This window comes from Haloactinopolyspora alba, assembly GCF_003014555.1.
Taxonomy (GTDB): domain Bacteria; phylum Actinomycetota; class Actinomycetes; order Jiangellales; family Jiangellaceae; genus Haloactinopolyspora; species Haloactinopolyspora alba.
In genome coordinates this window covers 126,068-136,543 of record NZ_PYGE01000001.1, presented here as the reverse complement: position 1 = coordinate 136,543, position 10,476 = coordinate 126,068, and the positions used below count along the sequence as shown (strand labels likewise).

Annotated in this window: 7 protein-coding genes; 5 read left to right on the top strand and 2 right to left on the bottom strand. The window is 70.6% G+C overall.

What is annotated here, in order from left to right:
- Positions 1-8 precede the first annotated feature (8 nt).
- From CLV30_RS00585 to CLV30_RS00565, 5 genes are all read left to right on the top strand, one after another.
- Complete coding sequence (locus CLV30_RS00585; protein ID WP_106535245.1) at positions 9-590, top strand: single-stranded DNA-binding protein; 582 nt, start codon at positions 9-11, stop codon at positions 588-590.
- Between the two features lie 100 nt (positions 591-690).
- Positions 691-1,230, top strand: a complete 540-nt coding sequence (locus tag CLV30_RS00580; protein ID WP_146154780.1) for a hypothetical protein — start codon at positions 691-693, stop codon at positions 1,228-1,230.
- A gap of 6 nt (positions 1,231-1,236) precedes the next feature.
- The gene (locus CLV30_RS00575; RefSeq protein ID WP_106535243.1) at positions 1,237-2,106 is read left to right on the top strand and encodes a bifunctional DNA primase/polymerase; all 870 of its coding nucleotides are present in this window, start codon (positions 1,237-1,239) and stop codon (positions 2,104-2,106) included.
- A gap of 713 nt (positions 2,107-2,819) precedes the next feature.
- Positions 2,820-3,971 (top strand): serine/threonine-protein kinase, encoded by a 1,152-nt coding sequence (locus CLV30_RS00570; protein WP_106535242.1) that lies wholly within the window; start codon positions 2,820-2,822, stop codon positions 3,969-3,971.
- Positions 3,971-5,119 (top strand): hypothetical protein, encoded by a 1,149-nt coding sequence (locus CLV30_RS00565; RefSeq protein ID WP_106535241.1) that lies wholly within the window; start codon positions 3,971-3,973, stop codon positions 5,117-5,119. The genes CLV30_RS00570 and CLV30_RS00565 overlap by 1 nt, the downstream gene beginning before the upstream one ends.
- Here the strand turns inward: CLV30_RS00565 and CLV30_RS00560 are convergent.
- Entirely contained in the window at positions 5,102-5,893 is a 792-nt protein-coding gene (locus CLV30_RS00560; RefSeq protein ID WP_106535240.1) for a helix-turn-helix domain-containing protein, read from the bottom strand. The two genes, CLV30_RS00565 and CLV30_RS00560, sit on opposite strands and share 18 nt — an antisense overlap.
- 413 nt (positions 5,894-6,306) lie before the next feature.
- Positions 6,307-10,089 (bottom strand): MobF family relaxase, encoded by a 3,783-nt coding sequence (gene mobF, locus CLV30_RS00550; protein ID WP_106535238.1) that lies wholly within the window; start codon positions 10,087-10,089, stop codon positions 6,307-6,309.
- Positions 10,090-10,476: the final 387 nt, after the last annotated feature.

Below are 10,476 nucleotides of genomic sequence, written 5' to 3'. Positions count from 1 at the left end.
GACCACCCATGAGTAACGCGTTCCCGGCCACCACGCCCGGGCGGATCGCCACCGACCCGCAATACACCGGCGGCGCCAACCCCAGGTTGACGTTCCGGCTGGCCGTCGACGACCGCTCCCAGGGCCAGGACGGTGAATGGGCCACCAGGCAGACGGTGTTCCACGACGTCGTCGCGTTCGGCCGCTCGGCCAAGACGTTCGCCGACCTGTACCGCAAGGGCGACCCCGTGGTGATCTCAGGGGAGGTCCGGTTCAACAACTACACCACCCAGGCCGGGGAGAACCGTACCGGAACCCAGATCGTCGCCCGCGTCGTCGCGCCGGACCCGCGCCTGTGTCAGGTCAGCATTGACCGTACCCGCCAGGCCGAACGTGGCGCCGGCGCCGACGGCCCGGCCCCGTCGGCGCCCCAGACGACGACCCAGTCCGGCGCGGCGGCAGAGGCGGTCGACGTGCAGGTCGATGTTCCACCGCCTCCGGTGCCGGCCCCGCCGCCAGTCCCGACTCCGCCGACTGCGGCCGAGGCTGCGGCGCGGCCGCGGTGGCCGCAGCAGCCGACCGGCACGGCGACCGGCGGCGTCGGGGTCTGAGGCAGCACCCATCAACCCCGGGATGCCCTGGTGCCCGCCACGACCGCGGGCACCAGGGCCACGCACGTCCGGGCCACCAACCCAATGGGAGGGCATGACGATGACCGACAACGACCACATCCCGAGCGGCGACGAGCACGGCCACGACAGCGACTCGGGTGAGCTGACGCCGGAGCAGCTGGATGCGCTGATGCAGGACACCCTGGGCGCGGCGATCCCACGCCCGGTGCGCTGGGCCGAACTCGACCCTGCCGACGAGGCCACCGAGCTGGTCACGCTCGCGACCTGGGTGTCCTGGCTCGGCGCCCGCTATGGGCTGGACAGCCGGGAGCTGCCGCCGGACTGGTGGCGCCACGGCGCCCTCGTCGAGGAACTGTCCGCGCTCAAAGGTGCGTGGGATGTCGCCTACGACCAGACCCAGGCCGCCTCCGCCGCCGCGGACTGGCACATGACCTTCTACAACACCCGCATCCGCCTGCGCGAGTGGACGTCCCGCCTCGGCGGAAGCCCGGGGAACCGCACCGGCACCGACCTGCAGCGCTGGCTCGCCGACCCCGACGCCTCCGGCTGGACCAGCGAGTTCCGGACCTACTTGTCCACGCTGACCGGTCCCGAGCAGCCCTCAAGTCCCGGGAGGTGACCTGTCATGGTCATGGTCGACGAGGCCCTGTCGTTCGCCGCGGCCGGTATCGCGGTGTTCCCGTGCGCGGCCGGCGGCAAGCAGCCGCTGACCGAGCACGGCTACACCGCCGCTACCACAGACCCCGGACAGATCCAGGACTGGTGGCGCCGGTGGCCGGACGCCAACCTGGCCATGCCCACCGGCGCGCCGCTGTGGGATGTCCTCGACATCGACATGAAGAACGGCGAATCCGGCTACCCCGCCCTACGTGAGCTCGCCCGCGCGGGGCTCACCGACGGGTGGTCGCACGCTGTGCGGACCCCGTCCGGTGGGCTGCACCTGTACTACGCCGGCACGGCTGAGGGTAACCACGCGCTGCACCGACACAAGATCGACTACCGCGGCGCGGGCGGCTACGTCCTCCTGCCCCCATCCCTCGTCACGACGGACCACGGCACACAGCGCTATGACACGATCGATGTGCGCGACCCCGGCCAGGTCCAGCCGTTCGACTGGACCACCGCACGCGACCTGCTCCAACCACCCGCCCCCACGCCGCCCCCGGACGTCGGCACGGCGGGCGGTGGGCACGCGCCGGCCGAGCCGCGGATGACCCACCTGGTCAACCACGTCCGCAACACCCAGCCCGGCAACCGCAACAACGCGCTCTACTGGGCCGCCAACCGCGCCCTCGACAACGGCTCCACCGACCTCACCCCGCTCGTCGCGGCCGCCATCGAGGCCGGGCTCGAGCACCACGCCGCGCACCGCACCGTGGCCTCCGCGCAGCGGCAGCGCGCCAGCCACCCGCAGCACCACAGCGGCGGCCCGGCCGGTCGCCGCGCGTCAATGCAGGCGGCACAGCAGCACGCAGCGCCGGGGCTATCCATCTGACTGACGCGCGTACCGAGGCCTGGCCGAGGTCTTCCCGTCCTCCTTGTTCCTTGAGCACGTGCAGAGGCATCACCAACCTGGGCCGCGCGGACCTTGTCGGGCGGCCCAGGTGGGGAAGCCCAAGGGTTTCCAGGAAGTTCGCTCCGCACGACAAGCCGTGTCCGAGATCGGCGTACAGTCCGCCCGAGGGTGCCTGGATGCTGGGCCTCCCCGCGATCGCCGCCTTGGGTGCATCGCTGGCGACCTGGATCGGAGGATCGATAAGTCCGAGCAGCGGGAACACCTCGCCGTCACGGCGCAGCGGGCGCAAGCCGTCGGAGTATGAGTGCCCCGTGTCGACGGCTAGAGGGAGGATCGTCTTCTCGTCACCGCCGAGCATCAGCTGGTAGTGCGAGCCCGACTCGGTCGAGACCGCCCAAGAGCCGCCCTCGTCGAGGTCGAGCCTGTCGCGCCGCTCGGGTCCGGCCATGGCGGTGCTCCACTCCTCCACGACCAGCGTAGGCCGAACCCCTCGCAGACTCGGCCTGCGTGCGTTTCGAAGTCACAGAACTCCGCAGCGGCATCCGAGGGATGTCCGGTCGGATGGGGCAATCGGTCGCTCGAGGAGCAGATGCGGTCGTCGTCCCAGCTGATGGTGCTGACCAATGGGCCAGGTCACGAAATGTGTTGTGCGTACTTGAGCTCGACATGATCGATCGCGAACGAGGTCGAGGGTGATCCGCGCGCTCGCCGTCTGGCGCGAACGGATGACGATGAGCATGAAGCAGACCAGGACCGTGCTGTGCATCGCCTTCGTGACCATCCTGGCTTCGAGCAGCACGACGTGGGACGGCCCGACGATGGCTAGACCAGAGCCTGCGGCCGCGGCCGCCACGCGGTCAGGATCGACCGGACCCTGCCCCTGGCCGACGCAGCGACCGCCTTGTCACTTCATGATCGGCCACTTGTCGGGCAAGATCCTGGCGCGCCCTGTTGCTTGGTCCGCGACACGATTGACCAACACCGTCCTGCCCGTGCAGATATGCCAGGATCATGAGATGACCGACCTGCTACACGAAGCCTGCTCCCAACTGGACGTTGCGCCCGCGCGCGCCCTTGTGCAGGGCGGGCAGAAGCAGGTGCATGTCGTGACACACCTCGACGGCAACGAGAGCGTCCTCAAGCTTATCGACCTCGGTTTGGCCGCAGACCCGGCGGCGCTCGAGCGCGCTCGGCGCGAGGTCGACCTGCTCAAGAGCATCGACCACCCCAACGTGGTCGCTGTCAGCTCGGACCTCCAGCTGCTCGGCGACCCGCCCGTCGCGGTCTTCTGGCTCGAGGAATTCCTCGACGGCACCGACCTGCGCTATGGCGGATCGGGGTGGCCTTGGGAGCACCTGCTCGCGCTGGGAGGGGACGTGGCGGCCGGACTCGGCGCGCTGCACAAGAAGAAAGTCATCCACCGCGACCTCAGCCCTGGGAATGTCCAGCGGCTCGCGTCCGGGAAGTTCGTGGTGACGGACCCCGGTTTCGCAAAGCACACCCTCCGGAGTGGGCTGACCGTCGGCGGCCAACCGGGCACCCGCGGCTTTATGACGCCGGAGCACCTCCAGGCGTACTCCGGCTCACCCACGGCCGCGTCCGACGTCTTCGGTTGCTGCGCGCTGGTCTACCTGGCGGCCACCGGCCATCCGCCCGTTCCCTACAAGGGTGATGACTTCGAGTACCTCCGGCGCCTCCGGACCGCGGAGCACATACCTCTGCGGGATGCACGCCCGGACGTGCCCGACGGTCTGGTCGCGGTCGTGGAGCGGGGGCTTCACCCCCAGCCCGCACGACGGTACCGCAACGGCGACGCACTGCAGCGCGCGTTCGAGGAGGCGTGATGGGAGTCTTCCTTGGCGACACGGCCCGGAACACGCTAGTCAAGTGGGCCACGAGCGCGATACGAGGCAGGTACGCGACCGGCGCGTACCTGTCGCCCTTCACCTCCCCGCGCCTAGCCAACGGTTTCAAGCGCTCGGCGCAGGACACGTCCGAACAGATCCGAGCAGCGGGCGGCGAGTTCTGGTTCGACCCCATGACCTACGCCCTGAGCATGCCCCGCGCCGGTGACTTCCGGCACTACGACACATGGAGCCTCTGGAGCGGCGCACGTGGCGACGTGTCTTCACGAGCGGCCATGCGCGACCACATCGACCGCGTATACGCGAGTCAGCGAGAGCTCTCCAGCCCGCTCCTCGCCTCGTCCCTGCTGGTGTCCTACCCCGACACGCCCGCGAGCCAGCGCGCGCTCGAATTCAGCCAGGAAGCCATGGACGTCGGGCCCGCTGCGTGGATCACCGTTGCAGGGGACCAGCAGTTCTGGGGTGCCGGCGCAGAGTTAGATGCCCACATCGGTGCGCTGGACCAGCTGGAGCCGGCTGGCTGGCTGCTCGTCGTGACACGGTCGGACAACTCGATGCCGCCCGGCGCGACTACCGAAGAGGTGTACGGCCTGATGCGCACGACTTTCGCGCTCAGCCAGGACCGCCCCGTGCGCATCGCCTTCGGCGACATCGCCGCGCTGCCGGCCATCGCCGCCGGAGCGGAAGCGATCGGGACCGGGTGGGACATCCGCCAGCGCATCTGCGCCTACCAGGACTTCGAGGAGCGCGAAGGCGACCAGAACGGCGGCGGCTGGTACCAGCGCCCGACGCTCGGCGGACTCATGGGCGGGCTCTCCAATCGCGAGTATTCCGTGCTGTCCTCGGAGGAGCCCGCGCTGGCCTCACGCCTGACCCCCGGCACCATCGGCCCCAAGCCGGAGCAAGCGTTCCAGCACCACGCGTCGATCCTGACCGCCATCGTCGACGAGCTGAACGGCTTGACCGGCCGCGATCGAATCGCCGCATTGCGACGCCGCTACACGGATGCCCGTCCCGAGTGGCAGCAGGTCAAACGGACCACCGGCGCGCCGATCGGCCCCGACCGCTGGATCAAGCCGTTCCTCGACGGACTCGAGCTCTTCGCCGCGTCAGAGGGCTGGAGCTGAGGACACCGTGGCGGCGTACAAGTGCTCGAAGCCCCAGAGACGCTTCGCCGGCGCGGGACGCCTCGCGCGCGGCCTGACGATCCATCCCGACGATGAATACAAGCCCGCCCCGTCGTGAGCGACTCGCTCAGCGGCGCGTCGCTCCGCCACCGGGCCTACATCCCCTAGGAGCACGACGTAGTTGTCGGCCCAGGAGCGGTACGCGCGGCCCTGCAGAACCGCCTTCTGCCAGTCCTTCACCTTCGCCTCCAGGGCGAACGCTGATCCTCGTGGCACCAACGCCTGGTTCACCCTGTGCGCGCCGCCGGAGGTCTTCTCGACCGCGCCCGCATTCTCGAGACGGTCTAGCACTGGCTCGAGAGCGGCTGGCGACCACCCGACTCGCCGAGCGATCGTCGTCGACGAAAGCGCCTGTCCCGGGTGCAGCACCGCCAGCACCGAGCAGTCGGCCTCAGCGAGAAGCGGCTGGACGCCCGCAGCACCGCGCGCCTTAAGCCAGTCCCGGCCCCCGGCCAGAGCGATGAAGTCCGGTAGGCCCAAGGGACTGCGCATCTCGGGGATGAGCAGCACCTCTCCAGCGGTGCCAGGGAGCGAAGCCGCGGCTGGTTGAGCGAGGTCGTGCAGGACCAGCTCGGCCTGGGGTTCGAACCTGCGTCCGCCGAGCGACGAAATCGGAGCCACGACTGTCACGCTATGCACGGTCATGGCCTCCCACTTCTTCGAATCAACTACGGCCGAGCGCTCTACGTTCCCGCCCGTGGCAAGCATGCGCATCCCACTCGATCATCCCAACGACGACAGACATCACATGATCCGCCTGCGGGCTTCTGCCCGTCCGTCAAATGTTCTATGAGTGCCGGAACTCCACGGCATTCGGCTTCAGGAACACGCTTCCCGACGCCAGTGAGCATGGGCTCGCGGAGTTCGGCCCGGCCAAGATTCAAGCGTTGGTGCCGCAGTGGTCGCTGGTCCGTGGGTATCCGCTCCTCGTGCATGTGTCGTGGCACCTGGAGCCCGATCTTAGCGACGCGCCACACGAGGACGACCTGGCAATCCGACGGCCCTGATTCATCGGTCACGACCAACCTCCCTCGCCCCCGACCTGTAGACCGCTGCCGTGGCAGGTGACGTGCTTCTCGGCAACGCGCCCCTGGATGGTTTGTGGGCCTTGCTGTGTGCCCGGGCTGTCAGAGGGTCCTGTCGGCGCCTGGCGAGCGCTGGTGCGGCTGTTCGACCGGGCGGCCAGCATCCCCGAACCCGGCCAAGCGCCGCGCCGCGGTAACGGCGTGGGTGGCGTGGCGGTGGTCGTGGCGCTGTGTCCAGCTTGACCCGGGATCGCCCGCCGGGGTGGTGCTGTCGGTGATGTCGTGGCGTTCCCGGTAGGCGGCGACGACCTGGACACACCGTTGCCATTGCGCGGCCGCGGTGTGGTCGGTGGGCTGGGGGCCGAGGTGGCGCAGCCACGGCGCCTGCTCGCTGACGGCGCGTTCGGCGAGCACTCTGGCCCGGTCTTCCAGCAGTGCTTCGCGTTCGGTGAGTGCGCGCTGCATGTCCGGGTCGGTGATGCCGAGCGCGACCGGCACCAGCCCAGCAGCCAGCCGTCGCTGGTGTTGTAGTCCGCCCGGTGTGGATTGCATGGCGTGGTCGGTCCACCGCGCCAGGCGGGCGGCGAGCACCCGCGCGGGGTCCTGCTCCGGGTCGATGGGTTGCGCGGCCGCGAGCTTCGGCAGCGCGGCGTCCGGGTCGAGGCCGTAGGTGTCGGCGCGGCGCACTGCGCCGGAGAACGCGACGAGATGCTCGGAGTTCTCGACGGCCTCCGGGTCGATGCCGCACGAGGCCAGCTGGGTGGTGTGCCGGTCGGCGGCCGCGGCGCGGTGCAGCGTGTCGTACTCCGCCGCGAGCTGCCCGATCGACCGGGCCCGTTCGGCTTCGGCGTGCGCGGTCTCGCCGGCGGACAGTTCCGCGCCTTGGCGCAGCAGCACGGTGGTCAGCACCGACCGGGCCGTCGGCGCGGCGTCGTCGTGCAGGTGCCGCTCGTCCTCGGTGGTGTCGGTGGCGACGTAGGCGTGGTTGGCTTGGCGGGCGCGGGTCATCGCCACGTAGAGGACTTCGCGGGTCATGCTCGGTCCGGTCACGACCGCGTGGGCGGTGTCCACGGTCGCGCCTTGGGCGCGGTGCGCGGTGGTCGCGTAGGCGAGTTCGACGTGCTCGGTCACGTACGCCGCGGGCAGCGTGATGGTGCCCGCGCCGGCGGAGCGGCGGACGGTGAGCGCGCCGTCGCGGTGGACCTGCTGGACGTGCCAGGTGTCGCCGTTCTTCACCCACCCGGAGCCGGCGGTGAGGCGGCGTTGGTTGTTCCTTGTGATCACCCGGTCCCCGGCACCGGCGACGGTGCCGTCGTGCAGCGTGACACTGTGCTCGTCGACGAGCCCGGCGGTGAGGCGGTCGGCGCGGGCGCGCTGGTTCAACTCGGTCACGGTCGCGGTGTCGCCGGCGATGAGCAGTGACACCCGCCCGGCCTGCTCGTCGGCGCTCCAGGCGGTGTAGGCGGCGTCGAGCATGTCCTCGGCCGCGCCGCCGAGCAGCCGCCCATGCGTGCTGTAGGCGTCCAGGGCGGCGGTGTCACCAAGACGCAGCTGCACACTCGCGCGGCGTTCCCACGCCTCGCGGAACCGGCGCACCCCGGTCAGCTCCGGCGCCAGGCCCTCACCACGGTCGCGGACCAGCATCCCGAACGCGCCACCGGCGTCGACGGAGGCGAGCTGGGCCCAGTCACCCACCATGAGCACCTTCGCCCCAGCGGCATGGGCGCGGGTGGCGAGGTCGTCGACGGCGAGCGTGCCCGCCAGCGACGCCTCATCCACGATCACCAGCTGGCCGGGCCGGAACGACCACCGCTGCGCATCCGCCTGCAGCCGTTGAAGCCGGCCGGCGACCGCGTCTCGTGCGTCCGCACCGGCCAAGGTGTCGGGCTGGTCGGCTCCCACCGATGCGGACCAGGCCGCGGCGCGTTCACCGAGATCGCTGGTGCGCGCCAGCTCGGCGAACCACGCGGGATCGCCGGCCTCGAGCCCGCGCAGCACCGTGGTGAGGTGGTCGATCTCGCGCCGGTCCTCGTCGCCCTGGGCGGCGTGGTGCAGCCACTTCGCGGTGGTGTCCGCTTCGATGCCCAGCGACTCGCCGAGCACGTCGGCGGCGGCCGCGGACGGCGCCAGCCCGATGACCGAGGCTTCGCCGTGGTCGAGTTCCCACGCGGTGCGTAGCGCGGCGAGGGTGGTGGTCTTGCCCGCCCCGGCCGGCCCCACGAGGACGTCGACGCTGCGGGCGCTGGAGGTGATGTCACGCACCGCGTCGGCCTGATCATCGGTCAGGAAATGCCCCTCGACCGATGCGGCGGTCACCACGCGCTCGACCGTCTCCGACCCGACCACCGCGCCAGTTCGGGTTCGGGCGGAGGTGAGGAGACGGTCTTCGGCGGCGAGGGCCTCCGCGGACGTGAACAGGCCGGCGTGAGTGCGGGTGAACATCGACGTGCCATCGGCGCGGGTGAACCGCGCCGGCGTCGACGCGGCCACGTCCGGTGTCAGGTCGACCGACATCGCCACTACCCGCTGTGTGATGGTGTCGATCAGGCGTTCGCGTTCCTCGGTGGTGACCATGCGGTGGCGCATCGACGCGCGGGCGGCCGCGGCTCGCACGTTCCACGTCTTCCACGTGGTCCGCTCCGTCGCCAACTCCACGTACGCCGCGCGGGCCAGCTCCTCCAGCTCACCGGCCGCGGCAAGATCGTCCACGCGCAACAGCACCGGCTCCTGCTCGGGGCTGGTGGCGGTCCGGATCGCCCGCTGCACGGGCTCGTCCGGGGTGTTTCCGAGGACGACGGCCGCGCGGTCGCGCCAGTCCTGGGTCATGTCGCTCAGCGTGCGGATCTCTTTCACCGGGCGGGTGGCCAGGGTCGCGATCTGGCGTAGCCGCAGCTTGACGGTGTCGCGTGGGGAGCGGCCGTGCCGGCGGCGGTAGTCGGTGATCAGCCGGTCGGTTTCCTGCTCGATGTCGTTGGCGCGGGTGGAGAACGCCGCGATCAACTCGTCGGAGACGCCATCGATTTCCCAGGCAGTGTTCTTCGTCTTCACCGGTGTCCCGCGTGTCCGCCAACCGGCGCCGACGCGGGCGGTGATGTGATCGGCCAGCAGCGTGTCGTACAGCTCGGACATGGCCACGGTCGCCGGGAACATCGACCCGCGCGAGTCCAGCGTGCGCCACTTCCCGTCCGGGCCCTGCACCCGGTTCGCGATCACCACGTGCGTGTGCAGCTGCGGGTCGCCGGCGCGGGAATCCCAATGGTCGAACGCCGCCGCGAGGACCCCGGCAGTGTCGGCCTGGGCGACACCGTCCGTACCGATGCGCGTCTTCGCGACTTCCCGCTCAAGTGTGGCGATCGTGTCCGTGAGCGCGGCGCGGTGGGCCTCGTAGATCTGCTCCCGCACACCGTGATCAGACAACGCCCACAGGACGCTGACCGACTTCGGCGGGGAGAACGTCACATCGAACCCCGACACCGGCCGCGAGACCTTACGGGCCCGCTCCTCGGCCTCGATCCGCTCCACCATCGCCTCCCGCTCACCGGCCGGCATTTCTTCCGGGAGGGCCTCGACGCGGGCCGCGATCCGTTCCTCGAGTGGTCTTGGCGTTCGGTAGCGGCGGCCGAGTGGTTCGCCGGTGACGGGGTCAGAACCGGTGCGGTAGAGCCGCTCCATCTGCTTCTCGCTCACCTGCGCACCCGCCTCGAGGCCGTGGCCGTCGTTCAGGCCGGCGAGCCCGGACCCGAGCCACCGGCCCGGCGGGTTACCCGCCTCGGTGTAGTACGCCGTGACCGCAGACGCGCCCGGTATCTGCTCACTGTCGGCGACCACCCCCTTGAGCAGGTACCGGTACCCGTCCCCGGCGTGCAGCTCCTTGATCGAGATCACGCGCGCTCACCCACCGAACGTGCGCGGTGAGCGCGCTGGCGGCACCGCTCACCGCAGTACCGCGCGTCCGCTCGCTGCGCGTCGAACTCGACCGCGCACACCGGGCACCGGAACACATGCGCACCCACGTTGGTGCTCACGCGTGCGCGGGCCCGGCGAGCGCGCCATCGACACCGCGGTGAGCAGTACGTGGCATCCGAGCGCCGGCCCGTGAATAGGCGGCGGCAGATCGGGCACCGCCGACGGGCTGCCGCACGCTCGTCGCGAGTCTGGGCTCTGGCCGCCTGTCGGCGGCACGCGCGCGAGCACCACCGTTGCGTTACCGCGGCCGGCACGTAGACGTCGCCGCAGTTCCAGCATCGTTTCGTGGGAAGGTCGTCGGTCGTC